This window comes from Moorella mulderi DSM 14980 (genome assembly GCF_001594015.1).
GTDB classification, from domain to species: domain Bacteria; phylum Bacillota; class DSM-521; order Neomoorellales; family Neomoorellaceae; genus Neomoorella; species Neomoorella mulderi.
In genome coordinates, this window is the sequence record NZ_LTBC01000004.1 from 107774 (window position 1) to 128579 (window position 20806).

A 20806-nucleotide genomic window follows, 5' to 3' on the forward strand; every position below is an offset into this window, starting at 1 on the left:
ACTGCTTATGGTAAACTTAAACAGGTTCGCTAATTGCATAGACGCCTGTTTTACAATCCCGCCTTGAGCCGGCTCAGGAAAGAGCGATTTACGGAGGATGATTTTGTTGGAACGGGAAGTCGAGCGGCAGCTTAAAGTCCTACGCCGCGGTGTGGCCGAAATTATACCGGAGGAAGACTTAAAGGCCAAGCTAAAAAAGTCCCTTAGCACCGGGAAACCCCTGCGGGTTAAACTGGGCCTGGACCCAACGGCCCCGGACATCCACCTGGGCCATACGGTAGTGCTCCAGAAATTGCGCCAGTTCCAGGAACTGGGCCACCAGGTGATTATCATTATCGGCGACTTTACCGGGAGAATCGGTGACCCCACCGGTAAATCCGAAACCAGGCGGCAGCTCTCGGAAGCTGAAGTCCTGGCCAATGCCGAAACCTACAAGGAGCAAATCTTTAAAATCCTGGACCCGGCCCGGACCGAGGTTACCTTCAACAGCCGGTGGCTGGCCAGGCTCACCTTTGCCGATGTTATCCAGCTGGCTGCCAAGATTACCGTGGCCCGGATGCTGGAACGGGAAGATTTTGCCCGCCGTTACCAGGAGAACCGGCCCATTAGCGTCCACGAATTCTTTTACCCCCTGATGCAGGGCTACGATTCCGTAGCCCTGGCTGCGGATGTCGAACTTGGGGGAACGGACCAAAAGTTCAACCTCCTTATGGGTCGCCATTTACAGCGGGAGTACGGCCAGGAGCCCCAGGTAGCCATGATGATGCCCATCCTGCCCGGGCTGGACGGCGTACAGAAGATGAGTAAAAGCCTGGGCAATTATATCGGCATCAACGAACCGGCCAGGGAGATGTACGGCAAGACCATGTCCTTGCCTGATGAACTTATGTTGACTTACTTCGAGCTGGTGACGGCCGTGCCCCTGGAGGAACTGGAGGCCATAAGACAAGGCCTCGCCGATGGTAGCCTGCACCCCCGGGACGTAAAGATGCGCCTGGCCCGGGAGATTGCCGGCCTCTATCACGGGGAGGCTGCTGCCCGGGAGGCGGAAAAGGAATTCCGCCAGGTCTTCCAGCTGGGCGACCTGCCGGAGGAAATGCCGGAGGTAATTGTTAGCGAAGCCAGGGTGTGGCTGCCGCGCCTGATGGTCCAGGCAGGCCTGGCCCCCAGTACCAGTGAAGCCCGGCGCCTCATCCGCCAGGGAGCAGTAAAACTCGACGGCGCGCGCCTGGATGATCCCGATGCCGAGATTGATGTGCCAGACGGGGCGGTCCTCCAGGCCGGCAAACGCAGATTTGCGCGGCTGTTATTTAAGGAACAAGGCTGACGGGTTAGAAGGGCAACTATGCCGCCCCTGGCATATAGCTTGAAACTATAAACCCTGCCGGGCATTTCAACTTGCCGGCAGGGTTTATAAATTTTTAGCGGCCTTTATTTACTAAAAGCGTTATTTAACCAGCGACTGCAGTTTGAAGGGTGCGGGTTGCCTCAGGATGCTAAGGAAAGCTTCAGTAGCCCGGGTGCGGAATTTGTGGCGGTTATACGCTACCTGGAAGTTGCGCCGGAAGGGTTTTTCCTTGATGTGGATCTCCCGGAGCAGATTATAGCGGCTTTCTATTTTTACGGTCAGGTTGGAGATAATGGAAATGCCCATGCCCGCTTTAACGGCCTCTTTGATGGCCTGGGTGCTGCCGAGTTCCATAATTATTTTCAGTTCAGCCGGGTCGACGCCCAACATTTTCAAGTTTTCTTCCATCACTACCCGCGTCCCGGAGCCGGGCTCGCGCAAGATAAAGGGGTGGCCGGGAAGTTCCTTGACAGACACGCTCCGGCGCCCGGCCCAGGGATGATTGGGCGGCACGACGACCACCAGCTCATCGTGAAAGAAGTCTTCAAAGATCAAGTCCGGGTGGGAGGCAGGGCCTTCGATGAGGCCCAGGTCTAAAGTATGCTGTACCACGCGCCGGACAATGCGTTCAGTATTGGCTATTTCCAGGGTAAGATCGACATCAGGGTAAAGGGATTTAAAATAACCGATCATCGGCGGTAAAACGTACTCGCCGATGGTCAGGGTGCCACCGAGGAGGAGGTGGCCTTTAACCGTGCCGCTGATTTCAGCCATGGCTTTTTCGGCCCGGTCATAGAGTTCGCTCAACTCTAGGGCGTATTTATAGAGCAATTTGCCGGCTTCGGTCAGGGTAACTTTTCTGTTGGTTCTATCTAACAGGCGGGTGTTAAAGCGATCCTCCAGGGCCTGAATGTGGGCGCTGATGGCCGGCTGGCTGATATGCAACTCATTGGCAGCTTTGGAGAAGCTTTTCTTTTGAGCTACGGCCTTGAAGGCCAGTAGTTGTATATCCAGCACAACAATCACCTGTATTGATTATAACAGATGTCGGCACGTTTAAATAAAGAGAATTAAATTTTGCCAGTAAGCACCTGGACAACAATACTGGTCACGATTACTACTACCCAGACGATAAGGCCCAGGAGCAAGGGCTTCAGGCCGGTGGCCAGCATTTTTTTCAGGTCAGCCCCCAGCCCCACGGCCACCAGCGCCACCACTATCAAAAAATGGCCCGTGGAATTAAACCAGGAAATCATCGGGGCGGTAAATAAGCCGGCTGTATTTAACAGCGCCGCGACTAAAAACCAGATTACAAACCAGGGGATGATGTTAACCACGTTGAATGTGGTTCCCTTGCCGACATGGCGGTTTCTTAGCACGAGGCTAAGGATAAGGGCAATGGGAATGATCATTGTTGTCCGGGTTAACTTGACGATAGTAGCATAGGCACCGGCAGCCGGGCTGAAGGCATAGCCGGCGGCGACGACAGAGGAAGTATCGTTAATAGCAGTCCCGGCCAGCAGGCCGAAAGCTGTGTCGGAAAAGCCCAGCAGGTGGCCTAACAGGGGAAAGAGCAAGACGGCAATAATGTTGAACAAGAATACCGTGGAAATGGCATAGGCCACTTCATTGTCATCGGCTTTAACGACCGGGGTAATGGCGGCTATGGCCGAGGCGCCGCAGATAGCGGTTCCCGTGCCCACGAGGGTTTTAAGGTTGAAGGGCACGCCCATCAGGCTGCCGAAAAGGTATGTAGCAATAAAAGCAGAAGAAATAGTAAACAGCATGACATGGAGGGAATCGATGCCGGTTTGCCATACCTGCCCGAGGCTCATGCCGGCGCCCAGGACGACAATGGCTGCTTGCAGGATTTTTTTACTGGTGAAAATGATGCCCGGGCGAAAAGCGTCAGGTATGGTCCACAGGTTATTAGCGATTATGCCAATAATAACTCCAAATACCGGGCCGCCAATTAACGGTATATAGCCGCCCATTAACGAGGCTACCGCGGCCAGGGCAAGGGATAGTAATACGCCTGGTAAGATGTTCGGCCTGGGTTTAACAGCTACCAGTTTTTCCCTGTAGTGGAATTCGATGCTAACATTTTGTTTGGACATTATAGCTATTCCTCCTTAAATTAAATTTCGTTGAGCCCAATATAGCACGGCAACACAAAAGGGTAAAATACAGCTATTTTATGGTGGCTATAGCTTTAAATTATTGTTCAAGTGCTAATTATACCGATGCTTTTCAATTTATTTTTTAACCGGATACCCGGGACGGGATTTCAGGCCAATTTGGACCTGGCGAAACATTCAAGCGAGAGGCCAAAAGTTATTTCACTTTTTGCCCATCCCCGGAGTATACTTCTATAGGGGGTGGTTTGCCTTGCGGCGGCGGTGGCGGCGACCGGGACGGCGGCCATGGGGAGCCCTGGCGCTGGTAATAGTAGCCGGCCTGCTGGTGCTCTTCCTGTTAGAATGGCGCCTGCACCTGGCCCTGGAGACGGTAGCTGCGGCCCAGGCCCGCTGGGCAGCTACCGAGGCCATGCAGCAGGCAGTGCTGGATAAAGTAACCGGCCAGGTAAATTATAATAACCTGATTCAACCGGGCAGCAGCGATGGCCGGATAGTTTTCATGCAGGCCGACGCTTTGAGCATCAGCCGCCTCCAGGCCCAGGCCCAGCTGGCCATCCAGGAGCGCCTGGCCAAGCTGAAAGGCAAAACCTATTACTTACCCCTGGGGCAAGTGCTGGGGCTAAAACTCCTGGCAGCCTACGGACCCCCGGTGCCTCTACGTTTTATTCCCCTGGGCACCGTTAACGTCAACGTCGGGGACACCTTTGAAGCCGCCGGTATCAACCAGACACGCCACCGCATTTACCTCCAGGTAGAGAGCGAAGTCCAGGTAGTTGCCCCCTTCAGCAGGGAACAGGTAAAGGTTGCCTCAACCATCCCGGTGGCCGAGGCCATTATTGTCGGGCCAGTTCCCCAGACCTATATTTCTCTGGGGTCTGACTTTATAAAAGGTATTTTGCGGGCACCAGAATTTTAATTTTTCTTGTCCACCAGGCAGGAATCAGGCTTTTGAGGGCGAATATATCATCATAAAGCGGTGTGGAGACCGCGCTGGATGGAAGGCCACGAGGAGGTCGGAGTCGACACTGGAGTCGACAAGGTTCCCTGTGGCCCTTTTTGCATTTCATAACAAGGAGTGGGTTATACCTGCGGATAGCAGTAGTAGACGGGCAGGGGGGCGGTATCGGCAGGCATATTACCGCCAGGCTCAGGGAAGAATTGCCGCCAGAGGTAGAAATTCTGGCCTTGGGGACTAACGCTGCCGCCACCGTAGCCATGCTCAAGGCCGGGGCCAATGAAGGGGCCACCGGGGAAAGGGCCATTATCTATAACGCTCCCCGGGTAGATGCCATTACCGGTTCCGTGGCCATCCTTATAGCCGACGCCATGCTGGGGGAACTGACGCCGGCCATGGCTGCGGCCATTGCCGCCAGCCCGGCCCGTAAATTTCTCCTGCCTCTAAATAAAGCCGGTGTGGAAATAATCGGTGTTGTAGCCGAACCCTTACCCCACCTGATTGATGCCCTGGCGCGGCGTCTCAAAACCTTTTACGAAGGAGGAACGCAATAAGATGTGTGAAGCCAATGCTTATCTATTGAAAGAGGACGGGGTGGAGGAGCTGGTCTTTGAAAATGTGGACCGGGTCCTGCCCCGGGAAGATGGTATCCTCATGGAAGACATCTTTGGTAAAAAGAAAATCCTGCGCGCCCGCATCAAAGAAATGGCCCTGGTCGATCATAAAATTTTCCTCGAGGCCATATAAATCCGGGCATTTATGCTGGCCAAGCCACTGCATAATACTGAGGTGCAGTGGCTTTTCACTTGACACAGCCCGGACGGGAAGCTAAAATGTAATTAATTCCGATAAACATACTATACATTAAGGGGGGAGTAACCATGCAGGTAGCCACCGACATAACCCAGCTAATCGGCCGGACTCCAGTGGTACGCTTAAACCGCCTGACGGAGAATGGGGCGGCAGTATATGTCAAGCTGGAATACTTTAATCCCGGGGCGAGCGTAAAAGACCGGATCGCCCTCAGCATGATTGAAGCTGCGGAAGCAGAGGGCAAACTTAAACCGGGTGCCACCATCGTGGAACCAACCAGCGGCAATACCGGTATTGGCCTGGCCATGGTAGCAGCGGTCCGCGGTTACCGCTTAATACTGGTCATGCCGGAAACCATGAGCATTGAACGCCGCAAGCTCCTGGCGGCTTATGGCGCCGAATTTCTCCTGACACCGGGCCACCTGGGTATGAAGGGGGCCGTAGACAAGGCCCTGGAATTAATCCGGGAAAACCCTGATTATTTCATGCCCCAGCAGTTTGAAAACCCGGCCAACCCCGATGTGCACCGCCGTACCACGGCCCGGGAAATTTTAGAGCAAATGGACAAAGATCTGGATGCCTTTGTGGCCGGCGTAGGTACCGGCGGCACCATTACCGGCGTCGGCGAGGTCTTAAAGCAGGAAATTCCGGGGGTAAAAATAATTGCCGTGGAACCGGCGGCTTCCCCCGTCCTTTCCGGGGGCCAGCCGGGACCTCATAAGATCCAGGGGATCGGGGCCGGATTTGTCCCGCAGGTCTTCCGCCGCGAGGTAATCGATGAGATTATTACCGTCTCCAACGAAGACGCCCTCATCACCGCCCGGCACCTGGCCCGGGAGGAAGGCCTGCTGGTGGGCATCTCTGCCGGCGCAGCCGTTTATGCCGCCCTGCAGGTGGCCCGGCGCCTGGGCAGCGGCAAAAAAGTCCTGGCCATTGCCCCGGATACCGGCGAGCGCTATCTCAGTACCGAACTTTTTAAAGTCGGGTAGATTAATCGCCAGTTAAATAGCCCCTTTTAACCCACCGGCCAGGTTAAAAGGGGCCAGTCATACTTAATTGTGAAATCAGGCACAAAAGCGGAGAGAAAGCGTTCCTCTTTACATAAAAAAAGGCAAGGAGTTAATCCCTTGCCTTGCTTTTTCTCTACTTCCCGATGAATTCCTGCACCCAGTAGTTACCGTAGCTACCGCCGCGGGCATAACCAACGCCAATGGCCGTAAAACTGGGGTTTAAGATATTACTGCGGTGGCCGGGGCTACCCATCCAGGCCGCAACCACGGCTTCGGGAGTGCGATAGCCGGCGGCAATGTTTTCCCCGGCTGTACGGTAAGTAATACCGAATTTCTGTAACATGGTAAAGAAAGAACCGTAGGCAGGCGATTCGTGGCCGAAGTAATTATTATCCCGCATGTCCTCTGCCTTGAGGCGGGCTACTTTTGCCAGCTGCAGATCTACGGCTAACGGTTTCAGCCCGGCCTTAGCCCGCTCGGCGTTGACCAGGTCAACGACCTTCTGCTCAAACTGGCTCAGCTGATAGCTGCCGGTTGCAGGCTGGGGTGCAGGTTGAGGTGCGGGCGCTGGTGCCGGTTGGGGTGCCGGCTGCGGCTCGGGAACTGGAGCAGGTGCCGGCTGGGGTTGAGATGCCGGTTGCGGGCGGTAATACCTGATGTATAAATAATTTTGCGGTGAGAAATGGAAAGCATAATAGTTACCATAGTAAGTTGCAGCTTGAACAGGTGTGACCGGTACGATAGCCAGGGTGGTGACAATTAATAATACAGCCAGGGATGCGGCGAGGGTTTTGAATTTAGACCGCAAAACTAACCCCTCCTTTACAAACCTAATTACTTTAACGCCCGGCGGACCAATAAAAAATCCACCCCCCTCCAACGCCTGCGAGGTTAGCTGGCGGGTGCGGGCCGAAGGTTAGCCCTACCACCGAGTGGATTAACCCCGGAAAAACTGGTTCCCCCGCTTTCGTAAAAGAAATTCGGGGTTTCTGGTGGCCATGACGTTAAAGTACTGATGGTATTTTACCATATAGGAGCCAAAAAAGTTAACATAAAATTTTTCCAATCTTCGAGGTAAAATATTACAGTGATTTCCGGCAATGGATAATAAGGCTTATTGCTTAATTACCGTTTTGTATGCTAGAATTTTAACGGCAGTTAGAGGTGAGAGGGGGGTCAAAAAATGTCCGGACATTCCAAGTGGGCCAATATAAAACATCGTAAGGCCAAAGCCGATGAAAAGCGGGGCCGCCTCTTTACCAAAATAGGGCGGGAGATTATCATTGCCGCCCGGCAGGGAGGCGGTGACCCGGAAGGCAACCCGCGTTTGAAGGCAGCCATCGCCCGGGCCAAGGAAGTCAATATGCCCAATGAGAATATCCAGCGGGCCATTATGCGCGGTACCGGCGAGATTGAAGGCGCAGCCTATGAAGAAATGGTTTATGAAGGCTATGGCCCCGGCGGAGTAGCCATGCTGCTTAATATTGCCACTGACAACCGCAACCGCACGGCTTCCGAAATCCGGTATATCTTTTCGCGCAACGGCGGAAGTTTGGGGGAAAGCGGCTGTGTAGCCTGGATGTTTAACCCCAAGGGCGTCATTAGCGTAGAAGTCCCGGCGGGAGAAAAGCGGGAAGAATTAATCCTCCAGGCCATAGAGGCCGGAGCTGAAGATGTTGATGATAGTGATGCCGAAGCCCTGGAAATAAAGACGGCTCCCGAGGACCTGGAGAGGGTAAAGAAAGCCCTGCAGGAAGCCGGGGCGGCTATTACCAGCGCCGCAATAGAAATGGTACCCCAGACTACAGTAACCATTGACGACCCGGAAATGGCCGCGAAAGTCATGCGCCTGGTAGACCGCCTGGAGGATCACGATGACGTCCAGGCAGTTTATACCAACGCCGACATTCCTGCTGCCATTATGGAGCAAGTGGAGTTATAACCTGGTATAAAACCCTGTTGCGCCGGCAAAGCTAGAAGGTGGTAATTCCTGTTGGAAGGAGGTACCGCCTTGAGCGACGCTAGCCGGCGCTTTATTGTTATTGGCCTTATGATTTTTCTTCTGGGGGGGCTGGTGGCTTACCAGCAAGCCAGGGTCAGTACCGGGCAAAGACCGGTTATCTTAAGGGTGCCGGGCCTTCTGGAGCCGCGGGTGCTGGAGGAACCGCGCCTGGAGAGATATTACCGCGACTGCGGTCACAGGGAACCCATTCCTTTGCCGGCAGGGGTCAAGTGGAACTGGGCCGGTAAAGAAGAATTGAGCATCCTTTTCCCGCCGCCCGAGGGCTGGCGCATAACCCGGGAGGGGGAACGCCTGGTCATAACCCAGGAGGTAGATGGTCTTTGCCCTGCCGATGCTCCCAAACGCCACCTGGCCATCAAGGATGGCCTGGTGGCCATTTACCAGGGCCCGGCCGGCAGCCTGGGGCCACTAATGCGGGTGACGAGCCTGAAATTTACTTCCCTGCCGCCCAGCTGGCGGGAAAAAATAGAAAATGGCCAGGCAGAATTTAACTCCGAACAAGAAGTCCTGGAAGCCCTGGACAGCCTGGATGAATTTCGCCCCTAGAGGTCAGCGCTGGAAAAGCGCTGATTTTTATTTTGGCTCAAAAAAAGGAAGTACTATCTTTAACGTCGAATAATTGCCAGGGAGGAGTTAAAGGATGTTGATCCTGGGAATCGATCCTGGTACAGCTATTGTTGGCTATGGCCTGGTACAGGCGGCGACTGCGGGGCACCTGCAGGCTTTTGCCTATGGCTGCATCCGGACGCCGGCAGGGGAAAAAGCAAGCCTGCGCCTGGCCCTGATTTACGACCAACTGCAGGAGATAATAAAAAACTACCGGCCGGATATTATGGCCATTGAAGAACTCTTTTTTAATAAAAACAGCCGCACGGCCCTGGCGGTAGGCCAGGCCCGGGGGGTGGCGTTGCTCGCGGCGGCTCATGCGGGCCTTCCCGTTGCCGAGTACACGCCCCTGGAAGTTAAACAGGCGGTGGCCGGTTTCGGCCGGGCTCCCAAGGAACAGGTCCAGCGGATGGTTCAGGCCCTGCTGGGGCTTAAAAGTCCACCGGACCCCGATGATGTGGCCGATGCCCTGGCCGTGGCCATTTGCCATGCAAGTATAGCTCCCTGGCGCCAGCGGGAAGCTGGGGTGTTGCAGCAGTGATTGGTTACCTGCGAGGCCAGTTACGCCAGGTAATGCCGGAAGGTATTTTGGTGGAAACCGGGGGCATCGGCTGGTTCGTCCGTACACCGCCGGCGCAATCCTGGCCGCCTCCGGGGACAGAGGTTGCCGTCTATACCCACCTGGTAGTCAGGGAAGACGCCGTGGAGCTGTACGGCTTTACCCGGCCTGAGGGGCTGAGGTTTTTTACCCTTTTACTGGGGGTGGCCGGCATTGGACCCCGCGGTGCCCTCCAGGTCCTGGCGGCAGCGGCTCCGGAACAGCTGGCGCGGGCTATTGTTGCCGAAGATACTGCCTTTCTGACTGCCCTGCCCGGCATCGGGGCCAAGAAGGCCAGGCGCCTGCTCCTGGAATTAAAGGACGCCATTCTAAAATCCGGGCTGGCCGGTGAGGCCGGGGCAACGGCCAGGGTAGCAGGGGATGGCGGGGCCGGCGATAATGATGAAGCCCTGGCCGCCCTCCTGGCCCTGGGCTACAGCCGGGATGAGATAAGCCCGGTCCTGGCCAGGGTTAAGGCGGAACTGGGGCCGGGGGCTGATACGACGGCCGTCCTCCAGGGAGTGTTGAAAACTATAGGCCAGGGAGGTGGGGCTGATTGACGGCAGAGCGTTTGCTGGCCGGGAACCTGCACCGGGAAGACGAAGAACTGGAAGTGAGCTTGCGCCCGCGCCGCCTGGCCGAATATATCGGCCAGGAGCATGTCAAGGAAACATTGAGCATCTTTATCCAGGCGGCCCGGGAGCGGGGGGAAGCCCTGGATCACGTCCTGCTCTACGGCCCGCCCGGCCTGGGGAAGACCACCCTGGCCGGCATCATCGCAAGCGAGCTGGGGGTGAGTTTAAGGGTTACCTCGGGGCCGGCCCTGGAACGAGCCGGGGACCTGGCCGCCATTCTTACCAATTTACAGCCCCGGGACGTCCTCTTTATTGATGAAGTCCACCGCCTGCCCCGCCAGGTGGAGGAGATCCTGTACCCGGCCATGGAAGATTTTGCCCTGGATATTATTCTGGGTAAAGGCCCCGGCGCCCGCTCCATCCGCCTGGATTTACCCCCTTTTACCCTGGTGGGGGCTACTACCAGGGCCGGGTTGTTGTCTTCGCCTTTAAGGGATCGCTTTGGCATTAATTCCCGGCTGGAGTTTTACCGGATAGAGGAGCTGGAGCAAATTATTCTCCGGGCGGCAGCCATCCTGCAGGTAGGTATTGAGCCTGAAGGGGCCAGGGAGATTGCCTGCCGCGCCCGGGGAACGCCCCGGGTGGCCAACCGCCTGCTGAAAAGGGTGCGGGATTACGCCGAAGTCCGTGCCGGAGGGATAATTACCAGGGAGGTAGCCAGGGAAGCCTTAGAACTCCTGCAAGTCGACTCCTTAGGCCTGGACAGCTCCGACCGCCGCCTGTTGTTAACCCTCATCAAGAAATTTAACGGTGGCCCGGTGGGGCTGGAAACCCTGGCGGCGGCCATCAGCGAAGAGCCGGATACCATAGAGGATGTCTATGAGCCGTTTTTGCTCCAGCACGGCTTTATCCAGCGCAGCCCCCGGGGCCGCATGGCCACACCCAGGGCTTACGAGCACCTGGGGATAACGAGAATGGATAGCCTGTTTTGAAATATGAATGAAAATGCCTGGCTGGCATTTATTGGAAGCAAGCGAGACAATGCCAGCCTACGATAGAGTTATTTTCGAAGGAGGACACCAATGGGCGACTGGAGTTTTTTCGGCAAAATGCTGCTGGGGATGGGGCTGCTAATTGCCCTGATGGGTTTAATCCTCCTTGGGATGGGTAAACTCTTTTCCTTCGGGCGCCTGCCGGGGGACATTTATATCCAGAAGGGCAACTTCACCTTCTATTTCCCCTTACTGAGTTCCCTCCTCTTAAGCCTCATCCTGACCGTCGTGTTAAACTTAATCTTCCGCCGTTAGCCTCCAGTAGTCGGAAAACGTCAAGGCCTTACGAATACTATGAGAGGTGAGGCTAAAAGTGCCACCGGAAGCAGACCCCAACCAGTTACTGCTTCAGGCGAGGAACGGGGATGCCGGGGCCAGGGAGGAATTAATCCGCCGCTTTACACCCTTTATCCTGGCCGTCGTTTCCAGGGCAACAGGTCATTTTATCCGCCTGGGGGAAGATGACGAGGCCAGCGTCGGCCTGATGGCCTTTAACGAAGCCATCGATAGTTTCCGCCCGGGCGGTGGCTCAAACTTTTTAACCCTGGCCGAGACCATTATCCGCCGCCGTTTAGTTGACTATTTTCGCCGGGAAGGGCGGCACCGGCGGGTGCTGTCCTTACAAGCCCTGGAGAATGAAACGGCAGCCACCGTCGATCCCCTGGGCGGGGAAGAGATAAACCTGGTCAACGAACTGGCCGACCGGCGCCGGGAAATAGAGCGCTACCGGGAAGAACTGGCTGAGTTTGGCATAACCTTCAAGGACCTGGTCAAGGCCAGCCCCCAGCACCGGGACGCCCGTGACCGGGCCCTGGCAGCCGCCCGGGTAGTGGCAGCCAACCCCCTCTTCAGCCAGTACCTCCGGGAACGCAAAGCTTTACCCCTGAAAGCCCTGGTAAAATCCATGGAAACCAGCCGCAAAACCCTGGAGCGCCACCGCAAATATATTATCGCCGCAGCACTCATGCTGATGGGCGATTATGAATACCTGGCAGACTACATAGGTCAAAGCAAAAGGGGTGGTCAGGATGCTTGACGCTGAGCGGGGGCTGGTGGTGGCCAGGCAGGGAAATGAGGTTATTGTTTTGACCCCTGAGGGGGAGTGGCGCACCCTCCACCTGACCGGCCTGCTGCCAGAAGTAGGGGAAGAGGTTATGTTGCCCCTGGTTAAAAAGAGGCCCCCCTGGCAGGCTATGATGGCAGCAGCGGCAGTAATCTTATTGCTTTTTCTGGCCCTCCCCCTGGCGCGCCGGGCCATGGCGCCGCCAACCCCCGGTCAACTGGCCTTTTATATTAATATCGACATCAATCCCAGCATTGAACTGGCGGTGGATGACCGGGAAAGGGTGCTCAGTGCCCGGGGATTAAATAGCGATGGGGAAAAGTTGCTGGCTGGCGTTGCCCTTAAAGATGAAAAAGCAGCTATCGCTATCCAGGTCCTGACCAGGGAAGCCGTGCGCCAGGGTTACTACCTGCCCGACCGCCAGGGAGCCATGGTGGTAACAGTGATCCCTGCTGCCGGTGCCAGCCAGGAAAAACTGGCGGCCGGCGATGAACTGGGCCAGAAATTAACCCGGGAGGCCCGGAATGTCCTGCAACAGGCCCGGGTCCAGGCGGTAGTTGAGGCGGCTACCGTCCAGCCGGAAATCCGCCAGCACGCTGAAGCCACCGGCCTGTCGGCGGGGAAATACAGCATCCTCCTGGAAGCCCTGGATGCTGGACTCCCGGTTACGGCGGCTGACCTGCAAAAAGATAGCCTGGCCAGGGTACTGGCGAGGTTTGACAGCAACTGGGAGCAGTTATTGCAAAAGCTGCAGCAGGATAAAGACCTTTTGCAGAAGGAGCAACAGCTGGGCGCAACCCTCAAGAGAGCCCTGGGGCAACAGGTTGCAGGTGGTAATAGTTATGACAACCAGCGTGGCAACGAGCGGGGCCCGCGTGAGAAGGCGGAAAATATTGCCGGTAATCAAGACCAGCCGGGGCAGTCATCTAACCGTAACGAACTTGAGGTTGCCCCGGGTAATAAAGGGACCAGAGTTGAGGTGTTCACTGAGAAGGGGAGGAGCGGTACCCCTGGAATTCCAGGGGAATCTTTACGGCCCGGCCATAATAACCAGATAGATCGGGTAGATAGCGTTAAAGGGGAGAAGAAAAATTGGGAAATAAAATCTTCCCGCGAGGACTAGCGGTTGCTCTCCTGGCTGCTTTGCTCCTGGTTTTGGCAACGATACCGGCAGGTGCCGTCTCTAAAGGGGACGTACCAGTAATCCGGGTCTTGCTCGATGGCGAACTGGCGCAGGTGGACTTCCAGGTTGAACAGGGGAGTTACCAGTTAATTGATGGCCACAGCGGTAAGGAAATCAGCCCGGTAAAGGCGGGAGAAAAGTGGACGGTGAAAAAAAACGGCGCTGATTGGCAATTAAGCCGGGAGGGCACGCCGCTGCCGGGTACCTTCGGCGGTCCTATCCAGCTTAAGGCCAGGGACGCCGGGACTTTAAATCTCTTCCGCTACCAGGGGCAGCGTTACCGGGGCAGCTTAAATATTCTCAAGGGGGACAATGGCCTGATGGCCATCAATACCCTGGACCTGGAGCAATACCTCTACGGCGTGGTGGGCAGGGAAATGCCGGCCAGTGCCGGCCTGGATGCCCTCAAGGCCCAGGCTGTGATTGCCCGCTCCTACGCCGTCACCAGGTTGAAACCAGCCGCCCTATATGATGTCACCGATGATACCATGACGCAGGTCTATGGCGGTTATGAAGCCGAGGTCAACTATGGCCCTTACCGCGATAAAGTCATTCAAGCCGTTGATGCCACCCGCGGGCTGGTAATTTACTATGACGGCAAGGTTATCGAGGCCTACTTTCATGCCAATGCCGGCGGCTATACCGAGGACAGCGAGAATGTGTGGAGCAATCCCCTGCCCTACCTGCGCGGGGTACCTTCGCCGGAGGATGAGTGGGCTTTAAAGTACCCCAATCAGACGCCAGGCGGCTACCCGGCCAACAGCTACACCTGGACTGTAACCCTCACACGGCAACAGGTCCAGGAAAAAGTTAATGCCTGGCTGGCCGGGCAGGGCCAGGGGGAAGCCGGGGATGTTGTTGACCTGGTTCTTTCCCGCCTGCGCAGGGACGAACAGGGGGAAACGGTTTCCGGCCGGGTTACGAGGATGGACATCCGCACGACCACCGGAACGGCATCTGCCTTCCGGGACGGTATACGGGCCGTTTTCGGCCGGGATGTTCTGAAAAGCACTTTATTTAACGTGCAGATGGATTCTACAGTCCACATCGTCGACGGCTCCGGCGGGCAGCGTTCCGTAAATTACGGTGCCGAACTGGTGGCCCTGGGAGCCGGCGGGGTGATGAACGCTCCCAACGGCGCCGCCGGGGAGTATATGGTAGCTGGCCGGGATGGTAGCCGCAGCGTACCGAAGATGTTCCGCCAGGTAGTTTTCCAGGGCCGGGGCAACGGCCATGGCTTAGGCTTAAGCCAGTGGGGCGCCATGGGGATGGCGGAAAAAGGGTATACTTACCAGCAAATTATTGAACACTATTATAACCAGGACCGCTTTGACGGCCGCTTAAAGATTGCTCCGCTGTAAACATAGAGTAGGTGAGAGATTGATTTGCGTCTTGAAGAATTCGACTATGATCTCCCCCCGGAATTGATTGCCCAGACACCGGCGGAGCCGCGGGATGCCTCGCGGCTCCTTGTCCTGCACCGGGATAGGGACTACCTGGAACACCGCCATTTTTATGACCTGCCGGCTTATCTCCGCCCCGGGGATGTCCTGGTCTTAAATGAGACCAGGGTGATACCGGCCCGCCTCTGGGGACGCCGGGCCGGTACGGGAGCCAGGATCGAAGTGCTTTTGCTGACACGACGCGACCGGGATACCTGGGAAGCCCTGGTGCGGCCGGGGCGGCGGGTGCCGGTGGGTACGGAGATAATCTTTGGCCAGGGGGAACTGAGGGCCCGGGCCATGGCAACGACTGGCGCCGGGGGGCGGGTACTGCAGTTTTCTTACCGGGAAGGTCCCTTTGAAGCCCTCCTGGACCGCCTGGGGGAGATGCCCCTGCCGCCTTATATTAAAGAGAAGCCGGAGGACCCCGGGCGTTACCAGACGGTTTATGCCCGGGTGGAAGGCTCGGCGGCAGCGCCGACGGCCGGCCTGCACTTTACCCCCCGCCTCCTGGAGCAACTGCGGGAGCAGGGGGTGAAAATAGTCTACCTCCTTCTCCATGTCGGCCTGGGTACTTTCCGCCCCGTTAAGGTGGAAAACATCGAAGAACACCAGATGCATGCCGAGTACTATGAAGTGACCCCGGAGGCAGCGGCGGCCATTAATGCCGCCCGCGCCCGGGGAGGACGGATAGTGGGCGTGGGCACGACGGTAGTCCGCACCCTGGAGACGGTAGCTACTGAAACAGGTCTTATCCAGCCAGGGAGCGGCTGGACGGATATCTTTATTTATCCCGGCTACCGCTTCAAGGCTATTGACTGCCTTATCACCAACTTCCACCTGCCCAAATCGACCCTCATCATGCTGGTGAGCGCCTTTGCCGGCCGGGAAAAAATCCTGGCCGCCTACAGGACTGCTGTGGCGGAGGGTTACCGCTTCTTCAGCTTCGGGGATGCGATGCTGATCTTGTAGAAAGAGTTTCGATTGCTTGGGAGTGACCGCCCCCGAAGGGCAAACTATGTAGATGAGTGCTGGCTTTGTTTTCGCTCGCTCCCTGGTCCTCGCGGAGCGGCCTACGGCTCAGCCTCCGGCTCGGGCGGGGTTCCCGGCCTATTCGGCATCCTTGCCTCAGAGGCCGGCCTCGGACCTCCTGTCCTCGGCCCCGCCCTCGCTCTTCGGCTTTGCCAAGGCCGCTTTGCCGCTCAGACCAAGTCGCTCGCTCCAAACTAAAGCCAGCCCTACGAAAAAGTTATTTTCGAATTATTAGTTAGGAGGAAATACTCATTTGCCCGCTGTAACCTTTACCGTGCTCAAACGTGACCGGGCCACCGGCGCCCGCCTGGGGCGACTTAAAACTCCCCATGGCACCATCGAGACGCCGGTCTTCATGCCCGTCGGCACCCAGGCCACCGTCAAAACTATGACGCCGGAAGAAGTGGCCGGAGTGGGAGCCCAAATTATCCTGGCCAATACCTATCACCTTTACCTTCGTCCTGGTGCCGACATCATCCGGGAAGCCGGGGGCCTGCACAACTTCATGCACTGGGAAAAACCCATTCTCACCGACAGCGGCGGCTTCCAGATCTTTAGCCTGGCCGATTTGCGGGAAATCAGCGATGCAGGCGTGACTTTTCGCTCCCACCTGGACGGCTCGACCCATTTCATGGGACCGGTGGAATCCATGGCCGTCCAGGAATCCCTGGGTTCCGATATTGCCATGGCCTTTGATGAGTGTGTCGCCTACCCGGCCAGCCGGGAAGAAGTAGAAGCAGGAGTAGAGCGCACCAGCCGCTGGGCGGAAATTTGCCTGGAGGTCCACCGCCGGGAGGACCAGGCGGTGTTTGGCATTATCCAGGGCGGGGTAATTCCCGAATTGCGCCGCCGCAGCGCCCGGGAGATTACGGCCCTGGATTTTCCCGGTTACGGCATAGGGGGCCTGAGCGTCGGCGAACCCAAGGAATTGATGTACAGCATCCTGGAGGACCTGCAGGGATATCTACCTGAAAACAAGCCCCGGTATCTCATGGGGGTGGGTTCGCCGGACTGCCTGATCGAAGGAGTAAAAAGGGGGGTAGATATGTTCGACTGCGTCCTGCCCACCCGCATTGCCCGCAACGGCACGGTAATGACCACTTACGGCAAGCTGGTGGTGCGTAACGCTGCCTATGCCCGGGATTTCCGCCCCCTGGACCCGGAGTGCGACTGCTATACCTGCCGCCACTACAGCCGGGCCTACATCCGGCACCTGCTCAAGGCCGATGAAATCCTGGGTCTCAGGCTGACAACCATTCACAACTTATATTTCCTGCTGAAGTTGATGCACCGTATTCGCCAGGCCATCGCTAACAATGACCTGGAAGCTTTTGAAGCCGACTTTTATGCCAAATATAATTCGGGAAAAATCTAAATGGGGGCAGGTATTATCCATACCTGCGTCGAATGTTAAGGAGTTAAAGACCAAATTAAAGCAAGGATGGTGGTTGTTCATGCAGCAATGGGCGGGAACCATTTTTTACATGCTGATCTTTTTTGGGATCCTCTATTTCCTGATAATCCGGCCCCAGCAAAAGCAACAAAAAAGGCGCCAGGAGATGTTAAACAGCCTGAAGGTGGATGACCGGGTGGTCCTGGCTGGCGGGTTGCATGGCCGGATAACAAAAATCAAAGATAGAACCTTGATGGTCCGCATTGCCGATAGGGTTGAGGTCGAGGTGGACAAGGGCGGGGTAGCCTATGTACCTGGACAGGAGGAATAATCAGGCTTGGCGCCAGTGACCCTGGAAGATGTTAAAAGGGACCCCGAGGTAGAAGCGCTGATTGTTAAAGGCAATGAACACCTGGGAGCCATGGGTTTTACCGAACACAGCCACCGCCATTTGAGCCTGGTGGCCAAGATCAGCTATAACGTATTGGAACACCTGGGTTATGACCGGAGGGTAGCCGAACTGGCGGCCATTGCCGGGTACCTGCATGATATCGGTAACGTCATTAGCCGGCAAGATCACGGCCAGACAGGGGCCCTGCTGGCTTACCGCATTTTGACCCGCCTGGGTATGCCTACCGTTGAGGTAGCTACCATTATGGGCGCCATCGGTAACCATGAAGAAGAATATGGCCAGGCCGTCAATACCGTAGGTGCGGCCCTCATCCTAGCGGATAAATCCGATGTCCACCGCTCCCGGGTGCGCAATAGTGATATCAGCACCTTTGATATCCACGACCGGGTCAATTACGCCGTCCAGCACTCTTTTTTACGGGTAGATGCTTCCAGGCGTACCATTACCCTGGAACTGACCATTGACCTCTCCATCAGCACGCCCATGGAGTATTTTGAGATCTTCCTCATGCGGATGATGATGTGCCGCCGGGCCGCTGATTTCCTCGACTGCCATTTTGGACTGGTGGTGAACGAGGCCCGGCTGCTGTGAAGTAGAAAAAACTGGTGCGGGTGGTATTTGCAGCAATTGACGGGCAACTCCGGCTGGAGTTATAATAGGTTGTCTGCAGTTGCATTCTGTCAAGGGAGGCAGGAGAGTTTTGGCAGGGGGGAAAGGAGCAGGCGGCTTCTTTAAGCTCGCCATTGTTTTTATCGCCATCCTAGCGCTAGGCATAGGGGCCTTTCAGCCTTTAATACGGGCCATGAAACTGGGCCTGGACTTGTGCGGCGGTGTTTATATTCTCGTCCAGGCCCAGAGCACAGCGGAACACGCGGTGACCAATGAGGACATGGTCGCCCTGGAACGGGTTATGCGTGACCGGGTCGACCAGCTGGGGATAGCTGAACCGGTGATCCAGCGGGAAGGCAGTGACCGCCTGATTATCCAGCTGGCCGGGTATGATAACCCGGAAGAGGCCGTTAAAATGATCGGCAAGACGGCCCAACTGGAGTTCCGCACCAGTGACGGCCAGGTTGTGGTCACCGGAAAAGACTTGAAGGACGCTAAAGCTGTGATAGACCAGCAGAGCCGGGAACCGGAAATCACCCTGAAATTTAATGCCGAGGGCACCAAAAAGTTTGCCGAAATAACCCAGAAGCTGGTCAGCAGCTACAGCTCGGGTGACCCCAAGCGGCATATTGCCATTTATCTGGATGAGGATTTACTCACCAACCCCCACGTAGATGAAGCCATTCCCAGCGGCGAGGCGGTCATCAGGGGCGGCTTTGCTTCCTTCCAGGAGGCAGCCGACCTGGCAGCCCTCTTACGCGGCGGCGCCCTGCCGGTACCGGTGCAGATTATTGAGCGCCGGGCAGTAGGCCCGACCCTGGGAGCGGATTCCCTGGCCAGGAGCAAGACGGCCGTCATCGTTGGCCTGGCCTTAATCGCCTTGTTTATGCTCGTTGTTTACCGCCTGCCGGGATTGGTGGCCAATTTGTCCCTGATTGTTTACAGCCTTATAGTTCTGGGGGTCCTGTGGGCTTTAAAGGCTACCCTGACGCTACCGGGCATAGCCGGCCTCTTGCTGTCGGTGGGTATGGCCGTTGACGCCAATATCATTATCTACGAGCGCCTCAAAGAAGAATTGCGCAACGGCAAGACTTTGCGGGCAGCCATTGATGCCGGCTTTAAGCGGGCCTTTAACACCATCTTTGACGCCAACGCCACAACGGTGCTGGCGGCACTGGTCCTTTACTTCCTGGGCAGCGGCACGGTGCGCGGTTTTGCCGTCACCCTCTCTTTAGGTATTGTCGCCAGCATGTTCACGGCCATAACCCTGACGCGTTTCCTCTTACACCTGGTCATTGGCGTACCGGCCTTCCACAAACTGTGGCTCTATGGGGTTAAAGAAGGGCAAATTCCGGTAGCGGCGAGGGGTGAGATCTAATGAACTTCAATTTTAACTTTGTCGGCAGGCGCAAGTGGTGGTATGCCCTTTCGCTGCTTATAATCATCCCGGGTCTTATAGCCATGGTCCTGAACTGGCCATCCCCCCTAAATTTTGGTATTGATTTCACCGGTGGGAATATTATCCAGGTCCAGTTCCAGCAACCGGTTAATGCCAGCCAGGTCCGGGAGGTTCTCGGCGGTCTCAACCTGGGTAACAGCTCCATCCAGGCAGCAGGCAATAATGAGTTTCTGATCCGGACAACAGAACTCAATGAAGAGCAAACCGACCAGGTTATTGGTGCCTTGCGCGATAAACTGGGGCAACTGGATTTAAAGCGTAACGAAAAGGTCGGCGCTACCATCGGCCGGGAACTGACCATTAAAGGTATCGAAGCCATGGCCATTGCCTGGGTCTTGATGATTATCTATATCACAATCCGCTTTGAATTTTTATCCGGGCTCGCGGCAATCCTGGCCCTGATTCACGATGTGCTGGTGACCCTCGGTTTTTTTGCCATTTTCCGCTGGGAAGTGGACAGCACCTTTTTGGCGGCCATCCTTACCATTATCGGTTATTCTATAAATGATACCATTGTTATTTTTGACCGCATCCGGGAAAACTTACGGCTGCGCAAAAAGGAATCTATGGAGGAACTGGTCAATCGCAGTATTAACCAGACCCTGACCCGGTCTATTAATACCGTCCTGACGGTGATCATCGCCCTGCTGGCGTTGATGCTCCTGGGCGGCGAGACCACCAGGACCTTTGCCCTGGCCATGCTCATCGGTACCATCAGCGGTGCCTACTCATCAATCTTTACCGCCAGCCCCTTATGGATCGATTTTCGTAAACTTAGCCGGGAACGCCACCGGCAGGCGGCGGTGACCAAGGCAGCCACCAAAGCTAAGACGCGCAAGGCTACTTCCCATTAGAGTTAGGTTATAAGAGGGCATACCAGGAGATAGCCTGCAGGAGGTTTGCAGGCTATCTTTTATTATGTGCGCCCGCCATGGGCACTGAATCGTATGTTACGATGGGCCTGTTCAAAAGCCACCTTATTCTTTCATGAAGAATTAGGCGGCTTTTTTGCGTTTTCCAACCAAGCGAAGAAATAATATTCTTGTCCTCACATTATGATAGCGGCTTCAGAACTGTTTTCGTAACTAAAAATGG

23 protein-coding genes and 1 riboswitch are annotated in these 20806 nt (G+C 56.0%); of the genes, 20 read left to right on the forward strand and 3 right to left on the reverse strand.

Annotated elements, in window-relative coordinates; translation table 11 throughout:
• Positions 1-97 precede the first annotated feature (97 nt).
• The gene (gene tyrS, locus MOMUL_RS07550; protein WP_062283582.1) at positions 98-1327 is read left to right on the forward strand and encodes a tyrosine--tRNA ligase; all 1230 of its coding nucleotides are present in this window, start codon (positions 98-100) and stop codon (positions 1325-1327) included.
• A gap of 120 nt (positions 1328-1447) precedes the next feature.
• On the opposite strand, the gene MOMUL_RS07555 is transcribed toward tyrS, so the two are convergent.
• Together MOMUL_RS07555 and MOMUL_RS07560 are read right to left on the reverse strand one after the other, a co-directional pair.
• Complete coding sequence (locus MOMUL_RS07555; protein ID WP_236713037.1) at positions 1448-2374, reverse strand: selenium metabolism-associated LysR family transcriptional regulator; 927 nt, start codon at positions 2372-2374, stop codon at positions 1448-1450.
• 44 nt (positions 2375-2418) lie between these two features.
• A complete protein-coding gene (locus MOMUL_RS07560; protein ID WP_084785539.1) occupies positions 2419-3465 on the reverse strand; it encodes a YeiH family protein in 1047 nt (348 codons plus the stop codon).
• Positions 3466-3736: 271 nt separating this feature from the next.
• Here MOMUL_RS07560 and yunB point away from each other — a divergent pair, with 271 nt between their 5' ends.
• The 4 genes from yunB (at position 3737) to cysK (ending at position 6243) form a co-directional block, all read left to right on the forward strand.
• Positions 3737-4402, forward strand: coding sequence for a sporulation protein YunB (gene yunB, locus MOMUL_RS07565; protein ID WP_062283584.1), 666 nt, complete (start codon positions 3737-3739; stop codon positions 4400-4402).
• 170 nt (positions 4403-4572) lie between these two features.
• Positions 4573-4995, forward strand: a complete 423-nt coding sequence (locus tag MOMUL_RS07570; RefSeq protein WP_062283820.1) for a DUF3842 family protein — start codon at positions 4573-4575, stop codon at positions 4993-4995.
• A 1-nt stretch (position 4996) separates the two neighbouring features.
• Positions 4997-5188, forward strand: coding sequence for a CooT family nickel-binding protein (locus tag MOMUL_RS07575; RefSeq protein ID WP_062283587.1), 192 nt, complete (start codon positions 4997-4999; stop codon positions 5186-5188).
• Positions 5189-5322: 134 nt separating this feature from the next.
• On the forward strand, positions 5323-6243 hold the full coding sequence (gene cysK, locus MOMUL_RS07580; RefSeq protein ID WP_062283589.1) for a cysteine synthase A: 921 nt from the start codon (positions 5323-5325) through the stop codon (positions 6241-6243).
• A 154-nt stretch (positions 6244-6397) separates the two neighbouring features.
• On the opposite strand, the gene MOMUL_RS07585 is transcribed toward cysK, so the two are convergent.
• The gene (locus MOMUL_RS07585) at positions 6398-7072 is read right to left on the reverse strand and encodes a CAP domain-containing protein (protein ID WP_062283592.1); all 675 of its coding nucleotides are present in this window, start codon (positions 7070-7072) and stop codon (positions 6398-6400) included.
• Between the two features lie 57 nt (positions 7073-7129).
• Positions 7130-7260, reverse strand: a riboswitch (cyclic di-AMP (ydaO/yuaA leader).
• A 187-nt stretch (positions 7261-7447) separates the two neighbouring features.
• On the opposite strand from MOMUL_RS07585, the gene MOMUL_RS07590 reads away from it, so the two are divergent.
• The 15 genes from MOMUL_RS07590 (at position 7448) to secF (ending at position 20565) form a co-directional block, all read left to right on the forward strand.
• Complete coding sequence (locus tag MOMUL_RS07590; protein ID WP_054935453.1) at positions 7448-8206, forward strand: YebC/PmpR family DNA-binding transcriptional regulator; 759 nt, start codon at positions 7448-7450, stop codon at positions 8204-8206.
• A gap of 69 nt (positions 8207-8275) precedes the next feature.
• On the forward strand, positions 8276-8833 hold the full coding sequence (locus MOMUL_RS07595; RefSeq protein WP_062283593.1) for a hypothetical protein: 558 nt from the start codon (positions 8276-8278) through the stop codon (positions 8831-8833).
• A 94-nt stretch (positions 8834-8927) separates the two neighbouring features.
• Positions 8928-9434, forward strand: coding sequence for a crossover junction endodeoxyribonuclease RuvC (gene ruvC, locus MOMUL_RS07600; protein WP_062283596.1), 507 nt, complete (start codon positions 8928-8930; stop codon positions 9432-9434).
• A complete protein-coding gene (gene ruvA / locus MOMUL_RS07605; protein ID WP_062283597.1) occupies positions 9431-10051 on the forward strand; it encodes a Holliday junction branch migration protein RuvA in 621 nt (206 codons plus the stop codon). The genes ruvC and ruvA overlap by 4 nt, the downstream gene beginning before the upstream one ends.
• Positions 10048-11058 carry a Holliday junction branch migration DNA helicase RuvB gene (ruvB, locus tag MOMUL_RS07610; RefSeq protein ID WP_062283600.1) on the forward strand — a complete coding sequence of 337 codons (1011 nt, stop codon included), beginning with the start codon at positions 10048-10050 and terminating at the stop codon, positions 11056-11058. The genes ruvA and ruvB overlap by 4 nt, the downstream gene beginning before the upstream one ends.
• 90 nt (positions 11059-11148) lie before the next feature.
• Positions 11149-11373, forward strand: coding sequence for a DUF2905 domain-containing protein (locus MOMUL_RS07615; RefSeq protein WP_062283602.1), 225 nt, complete (start codon positions 11149-11151; stop codon positions 11371-11373).
• A 58-nt stretch (positions 11374-11431) separates the two neighbouring features.
• Positions 11432-12154: an RNA polymerase sigma factor SigI gene (sigI, locus tag MOMUL_RS07620; RefSeq protein ID WP_106007168.1), complete on the forward strand. Its 723-nt coding sequence runs from the start codon at positions 11432-11434 to the stop codon at positions 12152-12154.
• The gene (locus MOMUL_RS07625; protein ID WP_062283605.1) at positions 12147-13304 is read left to right on the forward strand and encodes an anti-sigma factor domain-containing protein; all 1158 of its coding nucleotides are present in this window, start codon (positions 12147-12149) and stop codon (positions 13302-13304) included. The genes sigI and MOMUL_RS07625 overlap by 8 nt, the downstream gene beginning before the upstream one ends.
• Positions 13274-14725 carry a SpoIID/LytB domain-containing protein gene (locus MOMUL_RS07630; RefSeq protein ID WP_062283608.1) on the forward strand — a complete coding sequence of 484 codons (1452 nt, stop codon included), beginning with the start codon at positions 13274-13276 and terminating at the stop codon, positions 14723-14725. The genes MOMUL_RS07625 and MOMUL_RS07630 overlap by 31 nt, the downstream gene beginning before the upstream one ends.
• Before the next feature lie 24 nt (positions 14726-14749).
• Positions 14750-15778 (forward strand): tRNA preQ1(34) S-adenosylmethionine ribosyltransferase-isomerase QueA, encoded by a 1029-nt coding sequence (gene queA / locus MOMUL_RS07635; protein WP_062283611.1) that lies wholly within the window; start codon positions 14750-14752, stop codon positions 15776-15778.
• Positions 15779-16091: 313 nt separating this feature from the next.
• Complete coding sequence (tgt, locus tag MOMUL_RS07640; protein WP_062283614.1) at positions 16092-17213, forward strand: tRNA guanosine(34) transglycosylase Tgt; 1122 nt, start codon at positions 16092-16094, stop codon at positions 17211-17213.
• Positions 17185-17562, forward strand: coding sequence for a preprotein translocase subunit YajC (gene yajC, locus MOMUL_RS07645; RefSeq protein WP_236713039.1), 378 nt, complete (start codon positions 17185-17187; stop codon positions 17560-17562). The genes tgt and yajC overlap by 29 nt, the downstream gene beginning before the upstream one ends.
• 6 nt (positions 17563-17568) lie before the next feature.
• Entirely contained in the window at positions 17569-18234 is a 666-nt protein-coding gene (locus MOMUL_RS07650; RefSeq protein ID WP_084785541.1) for an HD domain-containing protein, read from the forward strand.
• A gap of 109 nt (positions 18235-18343) precedes the next feature.
• A complete protein-coding gene (gene secD / locus MOMUL_RS07655) occupies positions 18344-19630 on the forward strand; it encodes a protein translocase subunit SecD (protein ID WP_064774359.1) in 1287 nt (428 codons plus the stop codon).
• Positions 19630-20565, forward strand: coding sequence for a protein translocase subunit SecF (gene secF / locus MOMUL_RS07660; protein WP_062283619.1), 936 nt, complete (start codon positions 19630-19632; stop codon positions 20563-20565). Before secD ends, secF begins: the two co-directional genes overlap by 1 nt.
• Positions 20566-20806: the final 241 nt, after the last annotated feature.

Excerpts from the sequence above, each read along its gene's own strand:
- tyrS (WP_062283582.1), top strand. The coding sequence starts at position 98 with ATGATTTTGTTGGAACGGGAAGTCGAGCGGCAGCTTAAAGTCCTACGC.
- MOMUL_RS07560 (WP_084785539.1), bottom strand. The coding sequence starts at position 3,465 with ATGTCCAAACAAAATGTTAGCATCGAATTCCACTACAGGGAAAAACTG.
- MOMUL_RS07575 (WP_062283587.1), top strand. The coding sequence starts at position 4,997 with ATGTGTGAAGCCAATGCTTATCTATTGAAAGAGGACGGGGTGGAGGAG.
- cysK (WP_062283589.1), top strand. The coding sequence starts at position 5,323 with ATGCAGGTAGCCACCGACATAACCCAGCTAATCGGCCGGACTCCAGTG.
- MOMUL_RS07590 (WP_054935453.1), top strand. The coding sequence starts at position 7,448 with ATGTCCGGACATTCCAAGTGGGCCAATATAAAACATCGTAAGGCCAAA.
- ruvC (WP_062283596.1), top strand. The coding sequence starts at position 8,928 with ATGTTGATCCTGGGAATCGATCCTGGTACAGCTATTGTTGGCTATGGC.
- MOMUL_RS07615 (WP_062283602.1), top strand. The coding sequence starts at position 11,149 with ATGGGCGACTGGAGTTTTTTCGGCAAAATGCTGCTGGGGATGGGGCTG.
- MOMUL_RS07625 (WP_062283605.1), top strand. The coding sequence starts at position 12,147 with ATGCTTGACGCTGAGCGGGGGCTGGTGGTGGCCAGGCAGGGAAATGAG.
- yajC (WP_236713039.1), top strand. The coding sequence starts at position 17,185 with ATGCCAAATATAATTCGGGAAAAATCTAAATGGGGGCAGGTATTATCC.
- secF (WP_062283619.1), top strand. The coding sequence starts at position 19,630 with ATGAACTTCAATTTTAACTTTGTCGGCAGGCGCAAGTGGTGGTATGCC.